Source organism: Lachnoclostridium sp. An131, from assembly GCF_002160825.1.
GTDB lineage: Bacteria > Bacillota > Clostridia > Lachnospirales > Lachnospiraceae > Laedolimicola.
Genome location: NZ_NFLI01000008.1, coordinates 149,228 through 169,241 on the forward strand (window position 1 = coordinate 149,228; position 20,014 = coordinate 169,241).

17 protein-coding genes are annotated in these 20,014 nt (G+C 53.9%); 1 reads left to right on the plus strand and 16 read right to left on the minus strand.

The window, feature by feature from the left end; translation table 11 throughout:
* Nucleotide 1 precedes the first annotated feature (1 nt).
* The 16 genes from B5E77_RS08490 to aroC form a co-directional block, all read right to left on the minus strand.
* Complete coding sequence (locus B5E77_RS08490; protein ID WP_087164961.1) at nucleotides 2-739, minus strand: 16S rRNA (uracil(1498)-N(3))-methyltransferase; 738 nt, start codon at nucleotides 737-739, stop codon at nucleotides 2-4.
* A gap of 14 nt (nucleotides 740-753) precedes the next feature.
* A complete protein-coding gene (gene prmA / locus B5E77_RS08495; RefSeq protein ID WP_087164962.1) occupies nucleotides 754-1,713 on the minus strand; it encodes a 50S ribosomal protein L11 methyltransferase in 960 nt (319 codons plus the stop codon).
* A gap of 192 nt (nucleotides 1,714-1,905) precedes the next feature.
* The gene (locus B5E77_RS08500) at nucleotides 1,906-2,832 is read right to left on the minus strand and encodes an AEC family transporter (RefSeq protein ID WP_087164933.1); all 927 of its coding nucleotides are present in this window, start codon (nucleotides 2,830-2,832) and stop codon (nucleotides 1,906-1,908) included.
* Nucleotides 2,826-4,517: an NAD(P)H-hydrate dehydratase gene (locus tag B5E77_RS08505; RefSeq protein ID WP_242963675.1), complete on the minus strand. Its 1,692-nt coding sequence runs from the start codon at nucleotides 4,515-4,517 to the stop codon at nucleotides 2,826-2,828. The genes B5E77_RS08500 and B5E77_RS08505 overlap by 7 nt, the downstream gene beginning before the upstream one ends.
* A gap of 113 nt (nucleotides 4,518-4,630) precedes the next feature.
* Nucleotides 4,631-7,828: a carbamoyl-phosphate synthase large subunit gene (carB, locus tag B5E77_RS08510; protein ID WP_087164934.1), complete on the minus strand. Its 3,198-nt coding sequence runs from the start codon at nucleotides 7,826-7,828 to the stop codon at nucleotides 4,631-4,633.
* On the minus strand, nucleotides 7,821-8,900 hold the full coding sequence (locus tag B5E77_RS08515; RefSeq protein ID WP_087164935.1) for a carbamoyl phosphate synthase small subunit: 1,080 nt from the start codon (nucleotides 8,898-8,900) through the stop codon (nucleotides 7,821-7,823). Before B5E77_RS08515 ends, carB begins: the two co-directional genes overlap by 8 nt.
* 312 nt (nucleotides 8,901-9,212) lie before the next feature.
* On the minus strand, nucleotides 9,213-10,139 hold the full coding sequence (locus B5E77_RS08520; protein WP_087164936.1) for a methylenetetrahydrofolate reductase: 927 nt from the start codon (nucleotides 10,137-10,139) through the stop codon (nucleotides 9,213-9,215).
* A complete protein-coding gene (locus B5E77_RS08525; RefSeq protein ID WP_087164937.1) occupies nucleotides 10,139-10,786 on the minus strand; it encodes a methylenetetrahydrofolate reductase C-terminal domain-containing protein in 648 nt (215 codons plus the stop codon). Before B5E77_RS08525 ends, B5E77_RS08520 begins: the two co-directional genes overlap by 1 nt.
* A 219-nt stretch (nucleotides 10,787-11,005) precedes the next feature.
* The gene (smpB, locus tag B5E77_RS08530) at nucleotides 11,006-11,473 is read right to left on the minus strand and encodes an SsrA-binding protein SmpB (RefSeq protein WP_087164938.1); all 468 of its coding nucleotides are present in this window, start codon (nucleotides 11,471-11,473) and stop codon (nucleotides 11,006-11,008) included.
* A gap of 21 nt (nucleotides 11,474-11,494) precedes the next feature.
* Complete coding sequence (rnr, locus tag B5E77_RS08535; protein ID WP_087164939.1) at nucleotides 11,495-13,609, minus strand: ribonuclease R; 2,115 nt, start codon at nucleotides 13,607-13,609, stop codon at nucleotides 11,495-11,497.
* 97 nt (nucleotides 13,610-13,706) lie between these two features.
* Nucleotides 13,707-13,943: a preprotein translocase subunit SecG gene (gene secG / locus B5E77_RS08540; protein WP_087164940.1), complete on the minus strand. Its 237-nt coding sequence runs from the start codon at nucleotides 13,941-13,943 to the stop codon at nucleotides 13,707-13,709.
* 31 nt (nucleotides 13,944-13,974) lie between these two features.
* Nucleotides 13,975-15,516 carry a 2,3-bisphosphoglycerate-independent phosphoglycerate mutase gene (gene gpmI / locus B5E77_RS08545; protein WP_087164941.1) on the minus strand — a complete coding sequence of 514 codons (1,542 nt, stop codon included), beginning with the start codon at nucleotides 15,514-15,516 and terminating at the stop codon, nucleotides 13,975-13,977.
* Nucleotides 15,509-15,811 (minus strand): preprotein translocase subunit YajC, encoded by a 303-nt coding sequence (yajC, locus tag B5E77_RS08550; RefSeq protein WP_087164942.1) that lies wholly within the window; start codon nucleotides 15,809-15,811, stop codon nucleotides 15,509-15,511. Before yajC ends, gpmI begins: the two co-directional genes overlap by 8 nt.
* A 136-nt stretch (nucleotides 15,812-15,947) precedes the next feature.
* Nucleotides 15,948-17,078: a tRNA guanosine(34) transglycosylase Tgt gene (tgt, locus tag B5E77_RS08555; protein WP_087164943.1), complete on the minus strand. Its 1,131-nt coding sequence runs from the start codon at nucleotides 17,076-17,078 to the stop codon at nucleotides 15,948-15,950.
* A complete protein-coding gene (locus B5E77_RS08560) occupies nucleotides 17,079-18,017 on the minus strand; it encodes a ketopantoate reductase family protein (protein ID WP_087164944.1) in 939 nt (312 codons plus the stop codon). It abuts the gene before it with no gap.
* Between the two features lie 3 nt (nucleotides 18,018-18,020).
* Nucleotides 18,021-19,121: a chorismate synthase gene (gene aroC, locus B5E77_RS08565; protein ID WP_087164964.1), complete on the minus strand. Its 1,101-nt coding sequence runs from the start codon at nucleotides 19,119-19,121 to the stop codon at nucleotides 18,021-18,023.
* Nucleotides 19,122-19,383: 262 nt separating this feature from the next.
* On the opposite strand from aroC, the gene B5E77_RS08570 reads away from it, so the two are divergent.
* On the plus strand, nucleotides 19,384-19,893 hold the full coding sequence (locus B5E77_RS08570; protein WP_087164945.1) for a hypothetical protein: 510 nt from the start codon (nucleotides 19,384-19,386) through the stop codon (nucleotides 19,891-19,893).
* Nucleotides 19,894-20,014: the final 121 nt, after the last annotated feature.

The window sequence follows — 20,014 nt, forward strand, 5'->3', positions numbered from 1 at the left end:
ACTACTCCTCCAGCAGATAGCCAAGCATGGCCATCACAGCCATGCCTGCCGTCTCCGTCCGCAGGATGCGTCTTCCCAGGGTAATGGGCTTTGCTCCCGCCGCCATGGCCTTCTCTACCTCTTCTTCCTCAAATCCGCCCTCCGGGCCGATAAATATTCCAATGGAGGATCCGGAAGGAATGCCGCCCAGAACCTCTCTGGTATGGGCCATATTTTCTGCCCTCTCATAAGGAATCAGGCAGACGTCAAGCTTTTCTGCCTCCTCCAGGGCTTCCCGAAAGCTCATCACGCCGGAAATCTCCGGAATCACGCCGCGCCCCGACTGCTTGGCCGCGCTCTCAGAGATTCCCGTCCAGCGCTTTCTGCGGCTTTCTTCCTTTTTCGCATCCAGCTTCACGACCGTCCGTCTCGTAGACACCGGAACGATCCGGGATACGCCCAGCTCCACGCATTTCTGCACAATAAAATCCATCTTGTCACTCTTGGGCAGCCCCTGAAACAGAGTGACGGCAGACGGAAGCTCTGCGCTTCCATCCAGCTTCCAGCAGATTTCGGCCCGCACCTCGTCCTCTCTGATTTCCCGCAGAAGGCAGCGGTATTCGCTCCCCTGTCCGTCCGCAATCAGGATCTCCTCTCCCGTCCGCATCCGAAGGACGTTCCGGATGTGATTGATATCCGGTCCGGTTATGACAATCTCTTTCTCTCCGATCTGAGACGGATCCGCAAAAAAACGATGCATATCCAAAAACCCCTTTACTCTTCCTTCCGGGCTGTCACGCTGACCCATTCGCCCTGATGCGCCACCTCAAGCACCGTCAGTCCGCAGTCCTTTACTGTCTGTACCACAAGCGCTTCCTTGTCGTCTATAATACCGGAAGTGATATAGATTCCGCCGGGCTTTAACTGCGCCAGAATCACCGGCGTCAGCGGAACCAGCACCTCCGCCAGAATATTGGCCACTACGATATCATAGCAGCCGTATCCCACTCTGTCCTGTACTTCCTTTTCGGTAATGATGTTTCCAATCATCATCTCAAAGGACGCCGGATCGATGCCGTTGACCTCTATATTTTCTTTCACGGCCTCCAAGGCGCAGGGGTCCAGATCCGTCCCCACCGCCCGTTTCGCGCCGAGCTTCAGGCTGATGATAGAAAGGATTCCGCTTCCTGTCCCCACATCGAGAAGCACCGTCTCCGGCGTCAGGTATTTCCGGAGCTGGCGGATGCACAGCTGCGTGGTCTCATGCATACCCGTTCCGAATGCCGTGCCCGGATCAATCTGAATCAGAAGCTTGTCCCGATCCTCCGGCTGCACCTCTTCCCAGGAGGGTTTGATGAGAATATCATCCACATAAAACTGGTGGAAAAATTCTTTCCAATTGTTGATCCAGTCCTTATCCTCTGTCTCGGACGCAGTGATCGTGGCCTCTCCCACGTCCACACCCCAGCTGCGGATTTCGTCCAGTCCTTCCTGAACCTTACGCAGCATCTCTGCCTGATCATCCTCCGGCTCCAGATAAAAGCTGATATAGGCCACTCCGTCATCCTCCGGTCCCTCCGGAAGGATATCTACGAACATCTGCTCCTTGTCCCGTTCGCTCAACGGGGTTTTGTCTTCGATCTCAATTCCCTCGATTCCTGCATCCTGCATCATGGAGCTGATCAGATCCTCTGCTTCCGTTCTGGTTTTCAATGTATATTTATTCCACTTCAATGCTGTCTTTCTCCCTTTCCGCCGCAAAAATGCGGTCCTCCGGCAGGCTTTTTATTCCCGTCCCGCCTGCCCTTATCCGCTTAGGACATCTTCTTTGCACATCTTACCATAAAACCACAGGACCGGCAAGTATTCCGGCCAGTCCAGGGCCGCTTCCGCAGGCCGGATGTTTCCCAGCCGGGATCACGCTCTTTACCCGAACACCACTCCCACCAGCAGGCCGTAAATGGGGATCGTAATCATGGATACCAGCGTGGTAAATACCACCACATTGCTGGCAAAGGTATAGTCGCAGTCATGCTGGGACGCAAGAAGCGCCGTCGTATTTGCCACAGGCATGGACACCAGAACCGTGACCACTTCTGCCACCAGCGTCTCCAGATTCAGAAGCCTGCAGACTGCCAGCACCAGCATGGGCTGTATCAGAAGCCGCAGCGCCGTAATGACAAAGAGATCCTTACAGAACATTTTCCGCAGATCCGTCTCCGCCATGATAAAGCCGATAACCAGCATGGTCAGCGGCGTCAGACACTGGTTAAAGCCGGAAATCGTATTGTACAGAAAATCCGGCAGCTTTATGGGAAAGAACATCCACAGCACGCCCAGAATCGTGGCCAGCACACAGGGATGAGTCAGCGCCCGCCTGATGGTTTTCCGAAAGCTTCCTGCCTCCTCCTGAAAGCATTCCAGTCCCACACTCCACATAAAGAGGCGCACCGGAAGCAGAAAGACGGAGGCGTACACAAGACCCTGGGCGCCGTAAAGCCCTTCTATAACCGGATTTCCCAGATAACCGCAGTTGGAGAACTGAAAGGCGTAGCGCATCACGCCCCGCCTGTTCTCCTGCATATCTCTCCAGAGAACCTTGCTCAGAAGATACCAGACAAGCTGAATCAAAAAGGCCATGACCACTACCACCAGCATGGAGCGGAAGGCGGAAGCGTCCGCGTTGGAAAAAGCGTACAGAATGTTGCAGGGAAGGACCAGATTTACCACAAGGTTGGTCATGCTTCTGCGCCCTTCTGTGGTCACAATCTGTATTTTCCGCAGTCCCGCGCCAATCAGGATCATCAGAAACATCATTCCCTGCATGGTCAGCAGGCTTTTCATATCTACCATGTTCTCAGCTCCTCTCCACAGCCTCTTTGCAGGCGCAGAATGGCGGCAGGGATCTCCTCTGCCAGATCGCCCGGCAGCATGCCGTATTCCCCGAGCCTGCCACGGCAAAGATCGCCGGCCAGGCCGTGAAGATATACCGCCAGCGCAGCCGCCTTCAGAGGCTTCATTCCCTGTCCGAGAAGGGATAATACCATGCCGCCCAGCACGTCGCCGCTTCCGCCCTTTGCCATTCCGTTATTTCCTGTCGTATTGATATAGGCCTTTCCCTCCGGCGAGGCTGTGACAGTCGCCGGTCCCTTCAGTACCAGAATGCAGCCATACTTCTCCGCGAACCGGAGAGCCGCCGTCTTCCGTCCCTTTGACAGATCGCCGCCCAGATAGGCGAATTCTCCCTCATGGGGCGTCAGAATCGTCACAAGGCCCTTCTCACACCGGCGTTTCAGCAATTCCTTTCTGTCTTTGACGGCATAAAGGCCGTCTGCGTCCAGCACAAGGGGCGTGGCCGTCTGCTCCAGAAGCTTGCACACCAGCAGGGAAAGCTCCTGGCTTCTCCCCAGTCCCGGCCCGATAAGGCCCGCATCGCAGGCGTTCAGCCGCTCAAGAATCTGAAAGAAGGCTCCGGAAGAGATTCTTCCGCCCTGATCCGGAAGAGGCGAGGGCATCACTTCCAGGCAGGAAGCTGCTGTGATCGAATAGATGCTCTCGGGCACGCCAAGAAATACCAGACCGCTCCCACAGCGGGCCGCTCCCCGCGAAGCAAGCACCGGCGCTCCTGAAAAGCCCACACTTCCTCCTGTGATAGAGACCTTTCCAAAGGTCCCCTTATGACCGTCCTCCCGCCGCTTTGGAAGCAGGGCTCTGGCGCAGGCCTCGTCACAGGCTTCAAACACCGCATATCCCTGCCCGGCTTCTCCGGCGCATGACTCTTCCCTGCTCTTTTCGGCCCTCATTTCCGTCCCGGAAGACAGCACCTGAGCCACCACCTCTTCCGGTATCCCGATATCACAGACCGTTAAGCCTCCGGTATGGCAGCTTCCCTGTCCTTCATAATGGCCGAATTTCGGCAGAGTAAAGGTCACAGTCAGCGAAGCATGGAGGGCCGCTCCCAGAACTGCTCCCGTGTCGGTGTCGATGCCGCTTGCGATATCCACCGCCAGCACCGGAACAGAAAGAGAATCCAGCCAGAGAATCACTTCCTTCATCTGCGGGCGCACCTCACCTCTCAGGCCGATGCCAAGAAGCGCGTCCAGAATCAGATCCGCAGAAGCGCACCAGGATTTCTGTTCCGAATTCTCTGCTTCCGTCTGCCAGTCCTCAAGCAAAAGCCCTGCTTCCCGGAGCCGCTCTTCCATCAGGCGCGTATCCGCTGTCAGCTTCTCACGGCTTCCCACAAGAAAGGCTCTCACCTTCATTCCCTTTTCCTTCAGAAACCGGGCTGCCGCCACGCCGTCACCGCCGTTGTTTCCCGGCCCGCAGAACACGGCAATCCGGAAGCCGGCTTCCGGCGCCGCCTCACCGGAAGAAGCGGGACCTTTCCTTCTCTTCTCCAGAAATTCCTCTGCCGCTTCCGCCACATGACGGGCCGCCCGCTCCATCAGAACCTCTGAAGGGATTCCCCGTTTCTCGATTGCCACCCGATCTATTTCTTTCATCTGCGCCGCTGCCGCAATCCTCACGCCTCCCACTTCCTTTCTTCCTCTTTTATGCCAAAAGAGACTGCACATGAAAACCCGGCTTTTCTTTCCTGGTTTTCACGGCAGCCCTGAGAAGAGCTCCGCAGCCGGAGCTCTTTATCCTGTCAGATTTTTGCGATATCAATCAGCGTCAGTGCTTTTGCGTCTGTATTTTCCAGACTGGTCACCAGCGCCTTCGCTGTGTCGATAGCAGTCAGCACATTGACACCCGTCTCGATGGCGTTCCGCCGGATGATAAAGCCGTCATGGCTGTGCTCCACGCCCTGGGAAGGTGTATCAATCACCAGATCGATCTTGTGACCGAGAATCAGGTCCAGAATATTCGGGGACTCCTGCTCCAGCTTTCTGGTCAGACGCACGGATACATCCGCCTCCAGAAGCGCACGGGCAGTTCCCTTGGTGGCATAAATCCGGTAACCCAGCGCCTCAAAGCGCTTCGCGATCTCCACTGCCTCTTCCTTATCCTCATCACGGACGGTAATGATCATGTTCTTGTGCTTCGGCAGACGGATTCCCGCTCCCAGGAATGCCTTGTAAAGGGCCTCGTTGAAGGTCTTTGCGATGCCAAGGCACTCTCCGGTGGACTTCATCTCCGGTCCCAGGCTGATATCTGCACCGCGGATCTTCTCAAAGGAGAATACCGGCATCTTCACCGCATAATAGTCAGCCTCCGGCTGAAGTCCCGGCTGGTAGCCCAGATCCTTGATCTTGTGTCCCAGAATGACCCTCGTCGCCAGCGGTACGATCGGGATGCCCGTCACCTTGCTGATATAGGGCACGGTACGGCTGGACCTGGGATTTACCTCGATGACATAGACCTCATCGCCCACCGCGATAAACTGAATATTGATAAGGCCGATGACATGAAGAGAACGTGCCAGTCTTCTTGTATATTCTTCAATCGTAGCCTTTACTTTGTCGCTGATGCTCCCCGCCGGATAGACAGAAATGCTGTCTCCGGAATGGATGCCGGCGCGCTCGATATGCTCCATGATACCCGGAATCAGAATATCCTCTCCGTCGCAGACCGCATCCACCTCGATCTCCTTGCCCTGCAGATACTTGTCCACAAGGATCGGGTGCTCCTGGGCGATCCGGTTGATGATGCCGATGAACTCTTCTACATCCTTGTCATTGATTGCAATCTGCATGCCCTGGCCGCCAAGCACATAGGAAGGACGCACGAGAACCGGATAGCCCAGCTCATTCGCCGCTTTCTTTGCCTCCTCAGCCGTAAATACCGTATGTCCCTTCGGACGCGGAATGCCGCATTTCTCCAGAATTTCGTCAAACAGCTCTCTGTCCTCGGCAGCATCCACATTTTCCGCAGAGGTCCCCAGAATCGGAACTCCCATTTTCATCAGAGCCTCTGTCAGCTTGATGGCAGTCTGGCCGCCGAACTGCACGACAGCTCCGTCCGGCTTCTCAAGCCGCACCACATTCTCCACATCCTCGGGAGTAAGAGGCTCAAAATACAGCTTATCCGCAATATCAAAGTCCGTACTTACCGTCTCGGGGTTGTTGTTGATGATAATGGTCTCATAGCCCTCCTTGGAAAAGGCCCAGGTACAGTGTACAGAGCAGAAGTCAAACTCGATTCCCTGACCGATTCGGATGGGGCCGCTTCCCAGCACCAGCACTTTCTTACGGCCGCTGTCGGTCTCCGCCTCGTTTTCGCTGCCAAATACGGAATAATAGTAGGGTGTGCTGGCCGCAAACTCAGCCGCGCAGGTATCTACCATCTTATATGCAGCCGTGATGCCGTTCGCGTACCGCATATCCCGGATCTCTTCCTCTGTCCTTCCGGTAAGACGGGCAATCACGTTGTCCGGGAACTCGACGCGCTTCGCTTCCTTCAGAAGCTCTGCAGTCAGCTCCTGTGTTTTCAGGGCCTGCTCCATTTCCACAAGAATCGCAATCTTGTCGATAAACCAGAGATCAATCTTTGTGATAGCGTGAATCTCTTCATAAGAAATGCCCTTGCGGATGGCTTCGGCAATCAGCCAGATGCGGCGGTCGTCCACCACTTCAAGCTGCTTTAAAATCTCTTCTCTGGAAAGAGCCGTAAAGTCATAGGACATCAGGCTGTCCACATGCTGCTCCAGAGAACGGATCGCCTTCATCAGAGCTCCCTCGAAGTTATCGCAGATAGCCATAACCTCTCCGGTAGCCTTCATCTGAGTGGTCAGCGTTCTCTTGGCGCTGATGAATTTATCAAAGGGCAGACGGGGCAGCTTCACGACGCAGTAGTCCAGCATGGGCTCGAAGCTTGCCATGGTCTGTCCGGTAATCGCGTTCGGGATCTCATCCAGCGTATAGCCGAGAGCAATCTTCGCCGCCACCTTCGCGATGGGGTAGCCTGTCGCCTTGGAAGCCAGAGCGGAAGAACGGCTTACACGGGGATTTACCTCGATAACACAGTATTCAAAGCTTTCCGGGTGAAGGGCATACTGTACGTTGCAGCCTCCGGTGATATTCAGCTCGCTGATGATATTCAGCGCGGAGGTGCGGAGCATCTGGTACTCCTTGTCTCCCAGCGTCTGGGAGGGAGCCACAACGATACTGTCTCCGGTATGCACGCCCACCGGGTCGATATTTTCCATATTGCATACGGTAATGCAGTTTCCAGCGCTGTCACGCATTACCTCATACTCGATTTCCTTCCAGCCGGCGATACAGCGCTCCACAAGCACCTGTCCCACACGGGAAAGTCTCAGGCCATTGGCCAGAATCTCTTCCAGCTCTTCCTGATTGTGGGCGATTCCGCCGCCGCTTCCTCCCAGGGTATAGGCAGGACGAAGCACGACCGGATAGCCGATCTTATTTGCAAAGGCGATGCCGTCTTCCAGACTTTCCACCACCAGGGAGGCCGCCACAGGCTCTCCGATCTTTTCCATGGTGCTCTTGAACTCCAGACGGTCCTCTGCCTTTTTGATGGTCTCGGAGGTCGTTCCGATGAGGCGGACATTATGCTCCTTTAAAAAGCCGCGCTCCTCCAGCTCCATGGCAAGATTCAGTCCTGCCTGGCCGCCCAGAGTGGGCAGAACGCTGTCCGGCTTCTCCTCGATAATCAGGCGCTCTACCACCTCGACGGTCAGGGGCTCGATATAAACATGATCCGCGATATCCTTATCCGTCATGATCGTCGCCGGGTTGGAATTCAGAAGAACGACCTCGATCCCCTCTTCCTTCAGGGAACGGCAGGCCTGGGTGCCTGCATAGTCAAACTCCGCTGCCTGTCCGATGACGATCGGACCGGAACCAATTACAAGAACTTTTTTAATAGAAGGATTCTTAGGCATTCTTCTTCACCTCCATCGTATGTATAAAGCGGTCAAACAGGTAACTGGAATCCTGAGGGCCCGGGCAGGCCTCCGGATGGAACTGTACGGTAAAGATATTCTTGCCCGTATAGCGCAGTCCCTCGTTTGTTCCGTCGTTGACATTTTCAAAAGCCGGCACTGCCACCGCCGGGTCAAGGCTCTTCGTATCTACCGCATAGCCGTGGTTCTGAGAGGAAATGTAGACCTTTCCCGTCTCCAGATCGCGGACCGGATGATTGCCGCCCCGGTGTCCGTATTTCAGCTTATAGGTATCTGCTCCGGTAGCCAGCGCCATAAGCTGATGTCCCAGACAGATGGCAAAAATCGGGATATCAGTCTCATAGAGCTTCCGAATCTCCTCGATGATCGAAGTACATTCCTTCGGGTCTCCGGGGCCGTTGGACAGCATGATTCCGTCAGGCTTCGCCGCAATGATCTCTTCCGCCTTCGTTCCGGCCGGATAAACCGTCACCTGGCAGCCTCTCTCATGAAGAGAGCGGGCGATATTGCGCTTTGCGCCCAGGTCCAGAAGAGCCACCTTCAGGCCGTCATTTTCCAGAACCTTTTTCTCTCTGCAGGTCACCTTTTCCACCACTTTTCCTGTGGTATAGGCCTTCAGACGCGGAAGCACCTCATCCAGAGACTCATACTCCTTTGTGGTAATCATTCCGTTCATAGTGCCGCTTTCACGTAAAATTTTCGTCAGTGCACGGGTATCGATTCCGGCGATTCCCGGAATCTCGTATTTCTCCAGGAAATTCTGTATCGTATCCTGGCTTCGGAAATTGCTGGGGATCCTGGACAGCTCCCTTACGATATAACCATCCGGCCAGGGTCTCTCCGACTCCATATCCTCGTAACATATACCGTAGTTTCCAATCAGCGGATAGGTCATCGTCACAGCCTGACCCGCATAGGACGGATCCGTCAGCACCTCCAGATATCCTGTCATGGAGGTATTGAACACGATCTCGCTTATCACCTCGCGCTGTGCCCCTATGCTGGTACCTGTAAACACATGTCCGTCTTCCAGTATCAGAAAAGCTTTCATAATCCACCTGTTCCTTTCCTTTTCCCTCGCGCTTGATTTTGAGCTGCTGTTCACTCCGCCCACAGAACGCGGTGTGAACTGCAACTTATTTTTTCAAAAAAAAAAGACAGTTACTGCCTCTTTGCACACGCGGCCCTCTTTGCCTCTTCTAAATCTGGTTTATTATACTATAAGTCCCCCTGTACTTCAAGAGCTTTTTTTATTTTTCATTGGATGCCGCATTGTCCCTGACATACCGGCGCTGATTCTATAAAAAGGGATGCTCCCTTTCGCCTGCTGCGGCTTTTGGAGCATCCCATCTGCTTCTTTTGCTTATTCGATTGTCAGTCCTGCCTTCTCGAGGATCTTCGGCACATTCTTTTCTGCGCCGATTGCCATAATATGTACGCCGTCGCAGATTCCCTCGTCCTTGATCTTCGCGATCATCTCAGCCGCCATCTCAATGCCAAGCTGCGTGGGAAGTCCCTTGACGCCTTTTTCCTTGCCCTCAGCCGCTGCCGCTGCTAGACGGTCAATCATATCCTGCGGAACCGCGATTCCGGGAACATTCTCATTCATGTATCTGGCCATGCCTGCCGCCTTCAGCGGAATGATGCCAGCCATAATATGAGTATGGATATTCGCCTTGTCTACCTCGTCCATGAAACGCTTCAGACTCTCAATGTCGAAGATTCCCTGCGTCTGAATGTACTGCGCGCCTGCCTCTACCTTCTGGCGCAGCTTGTTGATCTGCAGAGGAAGCGGATCGTAAACCGGCGTTACGACCGCGCCTTTATAGAAGACCGGAGCGCCGCCCTCGATCTCATTGCCACCGCAGTCTCTGTCCGTAGCCTCCATCGCAGTCAGCATATGCAGAATCCCCACGGAATCCAGGTCATACACCGGCTTGGACTGCTTGCAGTCTCCTACCGTCGGATGGTCGCCGGTCAGAGCCAGCATGGTATCGATGCCGAAGGCTGCCGCGGAGAACATGTCGCCCATGATTCCCATACGGCTTCTGTCGCGGCCCGTCACCTGGATGATCGGATCCAGACCTGCCTGTTTCAGCTTAATGCACAGGCCCAGTGAGGATGCTTTCAGGCAGGCGGACTGCATGTCCGTCACATTGACGCCATGTACCTTTCCCTTCAGAAGCTCGGCTGCCTCCATCTGTTCTGTAAAATCGTATCCTTTCGGGGGAGCCATCTCAACGGTTACACCAAATTTTCCGCTTTCCAGCGCTTTTTCCAACATGCCCATTATTTGTTCCCCCTAATATTGATTGTTCTCGGATATGCCACCTTCTCATATCCCTTATCCTGTCTTCTCTTTGTCAGCTTGTCCAGCTGTCCCAGAGCCTCCAGGCGCTTGTAAATCATAATCCATGCACAGTCGTTTTCCGGATTGACCTCACATTTTCCATTCTTCTGTCCGCCGCAGGGACCGTTCACCAGAGATTTGGCGCAGCGGGAAATCGGGCAGATACCGCCGGTGCTTCCCAGCATGCAGTCTCCGCAGAGATGACAGGCTTCCTCGAAGAGTCCAAAACGAACCGCCTCGCCCAGGAACATCGTATTGTTGGACGGATAAACCGGAGCCGGGCTGTGGTTTGCCGCCACCTGAACGCCGTCTCCGCATGACATACAGACAACCGCATCGGGTCCTGCCGCCGTCAGTTTCTTCATCGCTGTCTTAACACCCATATTCATACAGCAGTAGTCTGCCATACCGGTCGCCACTACCGTCTTGCCCTGAGATTCCAGATACGCTTTTAACTCCGCAACCTCTTTCTCGCCGCCGGTCGCGCAGGCTGTAGCGCAGCTTCCGCAGCCCAGGATCGCGATCTTCTGCGCATCGCCGATCATCGCCATCAATTCCTCGATGGGCTTTTTCTGTGTGATAATCATGATTTCCTCTCCTTTTTCTTTCTTTCAGCCCTCGCCGCACACGATGCTATTTTTATTTTAATACATTTTCGCAGGAAATCAAGCTGAAATTTTCGTTTTTTAACAATTTCTATCACACTTTTAACATTATTTTTCAATTATATAACATTTTCTAACACACAAGGCTCTCGTGTGTCTCTCCGGAGCCTTTTTGCGGCTGCGGAAGGCTTTATTTGAAGCCTACAGATTCTTTACCTTAAACTCCTTCTCTGCCTCCCGGCGCTGATCCTTCTTTGCAATATCCTGGCGCTTGTCATAAAGCTTTTTGCCTCGTGCCAGTCCTACCTCCACCTTCACAAGACTGCCCTTCAGATAGACGCGCAGGGGCACCAGCGTATACCCCTTCTCAGCCGTTTTTCCGGCGATTTTTCGGATTTCATATTTGTGAAGCAGAAGCTTCCGGGGCCTTAAGGGATCCTTATTGAAAATATTTCCTTTCTCATATGGGCTGATGTGCATGCCGTAGACATACACCTCTTCGTTTTTTTCCACCTTAATAAACGCTTCCTTGATGCTGCATTTACCCATGCGCACAGATTTCACCTCTGTCCCGGCAAGAGAAATTCCCGCCTCATAGGTATCGTCAATGAAATAGTCGTGGTATGCCTTTTTGTTGTTGGCAACCAGCTTGAAGTTGTCCTTCCCCATAATCTTAAAACTCCTTTGTTCCTATACCAGTTCAAAATCAATCGTCCGGCAGAGCCTGTCTGTTCCCTTTACCCGGATACGGACCTTCTCGCCAAGCCGGTAAACGAAGCCCGAATGCGCTCCCCGAAGCTCGTTCGCCCCTTCGTCAAATTCGTAAAAATCATCCTTCAGCAAATTTACATGCACCAGACCTTCCACCGTATTCACCAGCTCCACATACAGCCCGTAAGCGGTAATTCCGGAAATCACCCCGTCGTACTCCTCTCCTATATGCTGCTCCATATACTCTGCCTTTTTCAGCTTGATCGTCTCGCGCTCCGCCTCGTCGGCACGCCGCTCCATTTCACTGGAATGCTTCGCCACCTCCGGCAGGATAGACTCATAATGCAGCGTCCGTTCTTCATTCAGACGCCCGCGCAGATTTTCCTTGATAATACGGTGAATCTGCAGATCCGGATACCGGCGGATAGGCGAGGTAAAATGACAGTAGTAGGGCGCTGCCAGTCCAAAATGTCCGCTGCAGTCCGTAGCGTACTGCGCCCGCTTCATGGAGCGCAGAGTAAGCCGGCTCAGCATAGCCTCCTCCGGAGTTCCGGCTATTCGATCCAGAAGCTTCTGGATCTCTCCGGGATGAACCTCATCCCCGGACGTCCGGAGACGGTACCCGAAGTTCCGGATAAAAATCCCCAGCTTCTGCATACAATCCGCATCCGGCTTCTCATGCACCCGGTATACGAAGGGCTGTGCCTGCCAGTAATAATCCTCCGCTACCGTTTCGTTGGCCGCAAGCATGAAATCCTCAATCAGCCGGGTAGCGGCATTTCTCTCATAAGGCCGGATGTCGAGCACCTGTCCTCTCTCATCTAAAACTACCTTTGTCTCCGGGAAATCAAAATCGATGGAGCCGCGCTTTCTGCGCCGCTTTCGAAGAAGTCCGGATACCCTTTCCATCTCAAGCAGCATCGGAACCAGCTCCGGATACAGTGCCTGCTCCTCCAGCTCTCCATCCAGAACCCTCTGCACACCCGTATAGCTTAAACGCCGGCTCACCCGAATCACCGTCTCCGCAATCGTATGCCCGACAATCCTTCCCTTTTCGTCCAGCGTCATAATGCAGCTCAAGGCCAGGCGATCCTCTCCCTCATTCAGGGAGCAGATCCCGTTCGACAGAGTCCGGGGCAGCATGGGAAGCACCCGATCTGCCAGATATACACTGGTTCCTCTGTCCCTGGCCTCCCAGTCCAAAGCGCTGTTCTCCTGCACGTAATTTGCCACATCCGCAATATGCACGCCAAGGATGTAATGCTCTCCCTCCCGGCGCAGAGACACGGCATCATCCAGATCCTTTGCATCCTCTCCGTCTATGGTGACGCAGATCTCGTCCCGGAAATCAAGCCGCCCCTCACAGTCTGCCGGAGATACAGGCTTCGCCACCCGCTCCGCCTGGTTTTCCACACGCTCCGGAAACTCTGCCGGGAGGCCGTAAGCCATCATAATAGAAAGAACCTCTGTCTCCGGATCTGAGGCTTCTCCCAGGATCTGCGTGATCCGCCCCTCGGGACTTTTTCTTCCCCGTCCGTAGTCCGTGAGCTCTGCGACCACCTTCTGGCCCGTGACTGCTCCCCGCGTACGCTCCAGAGGGATAAAAATATCCCGGTTGATCCGCTGGTTGTCCGGGATCACAAAGCCGAAATTTTTGCTGCGCTCAAAGGTACCAATCACCTCCGTGACGCCATGTGCCAGGATTTTTGTAACTGCTCCCTCCGGCCTTCTGCCGCCGCGCCCCTTCAGCACGACCTCCACGGTGTCTCCCAGAAAAGCGTCTCCCGTATCGTTCTCTCCGATAAAAATATCCTGCTCCTGCCCTTCTACAGACACAAAGCCAAAGCCTCTTGCGTGGCTCGTAAAGATTCCGGTAACCCTCCTGGGAACAGCCTTGTTGTAGCGCCCGCGCTTGGAAAGCTCGATTTTCCCCTCGCTCAGCAGCTCTTTCAGAACACGCGCCAGCTCCTCCCGATCCTCCCTGGCCACCTGAAGGAGCACTGCCAGCTCCTTCTCCTTCATAGGCACATAATGCGGATCACTGATAAATTCATATATAATTTTCTTTCTTTCTTCAAATGTCTTGTTTCCCATGCCATATCCGATCTGCTGCAGGGAAAAGCTTACCGCTTTCCCTTAAACATAAAGCACTCTCGGAATTTCCGGGAGTGCTTTTGTTCACTGTGTTTCTTTAGAAAATATTCAGGTTCAGTACCAGCGCCAGCACAATGAAGGCCACAGCCAGTATCTTTGTAAACAGTACCTTCTTTCCTTCCAGGGAACGGCCTTTATTCTGCTCCCAGAAGGAATTGCCGCCCGCAAGCGCGCCAAGTCCATTGGACTTTCCTTCCTGAGACAATACAACAATCGTCAGGAGAACACATACCGCAACAAACAGAACCGTCAATATAATTCTGACAATACCCACTTTCACACCTCCTACGGTCAAACAAAGCTATTTATTTTCTCACCAGAAGTGACTTGCCCGTCATTTCCTTCGGCTGCTCCATTCCCATCATCTCAATGAGGGTCGGAATAATATCAGCCAGGCAGCCGCCCTCTCTTAAGGTATAAGCCGGATCTGCGTTCACCAGAATGAACGGAACCGGGTTCGTCGTGTGAGCGGTCCAGGGCTCGCCTGTGTTATAATCAATCATCTGCTCCGCATTTCCGTGGTCTGCGCAGATGAACATCTGGCCGTCCACCTCCTTCAGAGCCTCTACAGCACGTCCCACACAGCCGTCAACCGTCTCAATAGCCTTTACAGCTGCCGGGATCACGCCCGTGTGGCCTACCATATCCGGGTTCGCAAAGTTGATGATAATGACATCATATTTATCCGCCTTGATGGCCTCTACCAGCTTATCGCATACCTCCGGCGCGCTCATCTCCGGCTGAAGATCATAGGTCGCCACCTTCGGAGACTTCACGAGAATACGCTCCTCACCCTTGTTCGGCTCTTCCACTCCGCCATTGAAGAAGAAGGTTACATGGGCGTATTTCTCTGTCTCGGCCAGACGCAGCTGGCTCATATTGTGGGCTCCCAGATACTCGCCAAAGGTATTGTGAAGCTCTACCTTGTGGAAGGCCACCAGCTTGTTCGGAATCGTCGGATCATACTCGGTAAAGCATACATAGGTCAGATCCAGCTTCTTCTCTCTCGGGAAGTTCGTAAACTCATCACAGCAGAAGGCTCTGGAGATCTCTCTCGCACGGTCCGGGCGGAAGTTAAAGAAGATCACAGAATCGCCGTCCTGGATCGTAGCCAGCGGCTTGCCGTCCTTCATCACAACTGCCGGCACTACGAATTCATCGTTCACGTCCTTCTCATAGGAAGCCGCAATCGCGCTCACACCATCGGAAGCCTCCACGCCCTCGCCCTTTGTCAGAGCTTTGTAAGCCAGCTCCACGCGGTCCCAGCGGTTGTCGCGGTCCATCGCATAGTAGCGGCCCATCACAGAGGCTACCTCGCCGACGCCGATCTCCTTCATCTTGTCTGTAAGCTCCTGTACGTAATCCTTACCGGAGGTCGGCGGTGTATCGCGGCCGTCCAGGAAGCAGTGTACATAGACCTTTTTCAGTCCATGGCGCTTCGCCAGCTCCAGAAGCCCGTAAATATGGGTATTGTGGCTGTGCACGCCGCCGTCGGACACCAGCCCGAACATATGAAGGGCAGAATCCTTCGCCTTTGCATTCTCCACGGCTGCCACAAGCGCCTCATTCTCAAAAAAGTCTCCGTCCTCAATCTCCTTGGTGATGCGGGTCAGCTCCTGATATACGATGCGTCCCGCACCCATATTCATATGGCCCACCTCAGAATTTCCCATCTGTCCGTCGGGAAGTCCCACGGCCAGTCCGCTTGCGTTTCCCTTTACAAAGGGATATTCCTTCATAAGCTGATCCATGACCGGCGTAGCCGCCATCGCGATGGCGTTTCCTTCCGGATTTTCATTCAGGCCATAGCCGTCCAGGATCATCAGTACTGTCGGTTTTTTACTCATTGCTCTTCTCCACCTCTGCAATCGCTGCTTTTTTCATCGGAATTCTGCAGTTCCGGTTGCTTCCGAACTCGACAATCACGTCGTCCTCGGTGATATCAATCAGGACTCCATAGAATCCGCTTGTGGTCACTACCGCATCGCCTACCTCCATATTGGCAAGCATGGCATTCACACGCTTCTGCTCCTTCTTCTGCGGGCGAATCGCCGCAAAATACATAAACGCTCCGATGACTACTACATAAAGGATGATAACCTCCCATCCCATTGCGCCGCCGCTTGTTGCCAGTAAATTCATGTTCTTTCCTCCTAGAATAAAACTGCTGTCCCGCATTCTCTGAACATGGCTGTTCTGCCATGCTGCTCCTCATCTGGCAGAATTCTGAAACACCAGGACACACTGTTATAATAGTAGCATAACTACGGATCTCCGGTCAAGAGCCAGACCTCATTTTCTCCAGCTTTTCTTTCTTATAGGCCTGATACCGGCCCGCGTCGATGGCATCCCGGATCTCCACCATCATGGTATTGTAAAAATACAGGTTGTGCAATACGCAGAGCCGCATGCCCAGCATCTCCTTCGCCTTCAGAAGATGGCGGATATAGGCCCTGCTGTAGCGGCGGCAGGCCGGACACTGGCAGCCGATCTCAATGGGCCGCTCATCCAGCTCATATTTCGCGTTAAACAGATTGATTTTTCCGTAATTCGTGTACAGATGCCCGTGGCGCCCGTTCCGGCTCGGATAGACACAATCAAAAAAGTCTACCCCTCTGTCCACAGCCTCCAGAATATTGGCCGGCGTGCCCACGCCCATCAGATAGGTGGGCTTATCCTCCGGAAGATGAGGAACCACAGCCTCGATAATCTGGTACATCTGCTCGTGGGTCTCACCTACCGCCAGCCCGCCAATGGCATAGCCGTCCAGCTCCATCTCCGTAATCTGCTTTGCATGCTCGATACGGATGTCCTCATAAACCGCCCCCTGATTGATGCCAAAGAGCAGCTGATCTGGATTGATCGTATCCGGCAGGGCGTTCAGCCGCTTCATCTCCGCCTTGCAGCGGGCAAGCCAGCGGGTCGTCCTGGCTACCGAGCGCTCCACATAACCGCGGTCCGCCAGAGCGGGCGCACACTCGTCAAAGGCCATGGCAATCGTAGAGGCCAGGTTCGACTGAATCTGCATGCTCTCCTCCGGACCCATGAAAATCTTCCGTCCGTCCACGTGGGAATTGAAATACACTCCCTCTTCTTTGATCTTGCGCAGGGAGGACAGAGAAAATACCTGAAAGCCGCCGGAATCTGTCAGAATCGGCTTATCCCATGACATAAATTTATGAAGGCCTCCCAGCTTTTTCACAATCTGGTCGCCGGGACGCACATGCAGATGGTAGGTATTCGACAATTCAATCTGCGTGCCGATCTGCTCCAGATCCGAGGTCGCCACAGCCCCCTTGATAGCCGCTGCAGTTCCCACGTTCATAAAGACCGGCGTCTGCACAGTGCCGTGCACGGTCGTAAATTCCGCATGCTTCGCGTTTCCGTCTTTCTTTACTATCCGATACATCTATTTTAATCCTCTCGCCTTTAATTCCTGAATCACCCTGCGGCAGACAGGCATCTCTGCCTGATAAGCCGCAGCCATATCCTCCACCGCATAGACCAGCCCTGCGATCTCGGACCTTCCGCCCTTTGCGATGTCTCTCTGCATGGAGGTTCCCGCTTCGGGGCTCAGATCATCCAGAATCTTAAGGTTCACCTCCACCATATCCTCCGGAACCCCGAGGCCCATGGCGTCCGCAAGCCTCAGGTATTCTCTGTCCATGGCAATAAAGGTATCCCGGGGCTCTCCCTCCTTCTGGAAATCTCCGGCCTGCGCATGGAAGTACTCTCCTGCCGCAGCCATCGGGCTGGTGTACATGAACTTTTTAAAGGTATCCCGGCGGATATTCTCCGAATATTCTCCGCTGATTCCCGCATGATCCAGATCCCGCTTTACCTGCTCCAGCTTGGCGCGCACTGCCGTGCCTGGCTCCTGTCCCGGCCTCAGCCCGTACACCACCCGGAAAATATCTCCGCCATGGGTAATCTCTCCCGGCGCAGACACATGGGCTGCCACATAGATGCAGCCATCCGTCACCGTCATATCCGGAAGCTCCTTCTGCATCCGCTCCCCTGTGCCGTAAATATTCAGAATCGGGATCACCACGGTCTCCGGAGAGCCTGTCCGCCTTACAAGCCGGAGCGCATCCTCCAGGGAATAGCTTTTCACACATACAAAGACCACATCCGGCGTGCCGCCATATTCTTCCATAGTCTCAGCCTTCACCGGGCACACCGTAAAATCTCCCTTTGCCGTATGCCTCATGGAAATTCCCTTTTCTCTCAGGGCTTCCAGCTGCGCTCCCCTTGCCAGAAAGACCACGTCCTGCCCGTCAGCCGCCAGGAAGGCACCGATGCTTCCGCCTGTGGCGCCGGAGCCTGCAATTACATAGTTCAATCCCATTCCTTATTTCCCCCAGATTTTCCGTACGAAATCCATCCTTGCGCTCATGCCGCAGAGCAGGGCATCCGCAAGCACCAGGGCTGTCATAGCCTCCACGACAACGACTGCCCGGGGCACAATCACCGGGTCGTGCCGTCCATGCACACTGATTTCAATGTTTTCACCGTCTTGATTCACCGTATGCTGCTTTGCCGCGATTGAGGATGTCGGCTTGATGGCAGCGCGCAGCACGACGGGACTTCCGTCGCTGATGCCGCCTAAGGTTCCGCCCGCATTGTTGCGCTCCTTCTCAATCCCGTTTCCGCGGTTCACAAAGGGATCGTTGTTTTCGCTTCCCCGGAGCTTCGCCGCTCCGAAGCCGGAGCCTATCTCAAAGCCCTTCACCGCTCCGATGGAGAGAATCGCCTTCGCCAGATTGGCGTCCAGCTTCTCAAAGCAGGGATCTCCAAGGCCTGCCGGCAGGCCTCTGACCACACATTCCACTACTCCGCCGACGGAATCCTTTTCCCTCATGCATTCCTTCAGATAAATCATGGCCTGCTCCGCCGCCTGGGAATCCGGCATGTAAACCGGGTTTCTGCGAATCTCATGCTCGTCGAAGCGGTCATAGTCGATTTCCGCGGGCCCGATGGAACGGGTATAGGCGCTTAAACTCACGCCCAGCTCCGAGAGGAGCTTCGCCGCCACGGCTCCCGCCGCCACGCGCCCGATGGTCTCCCTCCCGGAAGACCGACCGCCGCCACGGTAATCCCGGAAGCCGTATTTCTGATCAAAGGTATAATCCGCATGCCCCGGACGGTAATAGGACGCAATCTCGCTGTAATCCTGGGAACGCTGAGACGTATTCGCCACCAGAATCGAGATCGGCGTGCCAGTCGTCTTCCCCTCGAAGACTCCCGAAAGAATCTCTGCCTTATCTCCCTCGTTCCGGCTGGTGGTGTACTGGGACTGGCCCGGCCGCCTCCTGTCCAGATACTTCTGTATATCCTCCTCACTTAAAGGAAGTCCTGCCGGGCAGCCGTCGATCACGACGCCAATGCCCTTCCCGTGGGATTCCCCCCAGGTAGAAATGCAGAACTGCCTTCCAAATATTGAACCTGCCATGCTCTTTCCTCTTTCCTTTTTTTCTCTGTCTATCATACCGGACTTTTCAAAATTCGTCAAATTAAATAGAAATGCGCCGGGCACCTGTTTTTCTGTCTTGTTCCTGACGGAAGCTGCTGGAAAAGCATTGAAAGCAGAAAACCTTACATGATATACTATAATTGTCCTGGTAAACCACTACTCAGAAGGGCTTCTTTTTTCATTCAGGACCATTTATTTCTGCTGACTATCCGCATGCTATACGTGTACGAGGTAAAACCATATGAAAAAACACCTCCTGTTTATGCTTCTGTGCATTTTACTTCTGGGAAGCTGCCGGCCTGCTGTAAAAACAGCCATTCTTCCCCTGTCCGGCTCTCATATAGAAAGCGCTGCAGAAACTGCCCTTTCCCAAAAATCCTCCCTGGTCGGCGGAAGCATTGAGGGTGGGATGGGGCAGGATCCCTATCAGAGCATGGATATTTCCGGTGGAAAGCTTATCATTAAAGAAAGCTATCGTTTTGGTGGAACAGAAAGCAGCTTCTCCCTGGTAAACGGCGAGCTTATCTGGGACAGCTACTGGATTTCCGGGCTCGACAGGGGGTCAGGAGACTATGACGTCAGCTTCTATGATTTTTTGAATGGAACCCTCCAATACCAGGCTGTTCATAACTGGAATCAGGAGGAAGAACTCCAAACCTCTTCCTTTGATCCTGTCACTATACCCTTTCACTGTGAAAATATAACCGATATCACTTCTCATATTGATCAAGAAGCTGGCTTTCAGCCATAAATGACTATTTTGGGTAGTGTCAAATGAGTTATGAAAAAATGAAGTCTAAGAAATAGGCTCAGATTGAACCTTGAAAATTGCAGATATGATGTTTGATGGCAGCTTACGCCACCCTTGACAG